The sequence below is a fragment of the Xenorhabdus entomophaga genome (assembly GCF_037996725.1).
GTDB classification, from domain to species: Bacteria; Pseudomonadota; Gammaproteobacteria; order Enterobacterales; family Enterobacteriaceae; genus Xenorhabdus; species Xenorhabdus khoisanae.
The window spans coordinates 1-376 of record NZ_JBBMXH010000378.1; the positions used below are offsets into that span (position 1 = coordinate 1).

At 48.4% G+C, this 376-nt stretch carries 1 protein-coding gene; it reads left to right on the forward strand.

From position 1 onward, the window contains the following. A partial coding sequence (locus tag AAC854_RS23285; protein WP_340619154.1) for a group II intron maturase-specific domain-containing protein occupies positions 1-376 on the forward strand: 376 nt, incomplete at both ends.

The following is a 376-nucleotide window of genomic DNA, read 5'->3' on the forward strand; positions in this document are numbered from 1 at the left end:
GGTTTTGATTTTCTGGGGTGGAATTTTCGCAAATATGGCGGAAAGCTTCTGATCAAACCCGCCAAGAAGAATGTGCAAGCATTCTGTCAAAAAGTTAAGGAGACAATCACGACCAATCGGGCGGCGAAGCAAGTGAATCTTATCCACATTCTTAACCGCCTACTGAAAGGTTGGGCACAGTACCATCAACCCGTGGTAGCCAAATCGACGCTTCATAAAGTGAATGCACAGATCTGGTTTATGCTCTGGCAATGGGCCAGACGGCGACATCAGAAGAAAGGAGCTCAATGGGTGAAAGATCGCTATTTTCACACCATAGGTAACCGGGACTGGGTCTTCGCCTCTGACGCAGAGAGTGGAACGAAGGAAGGGGTAC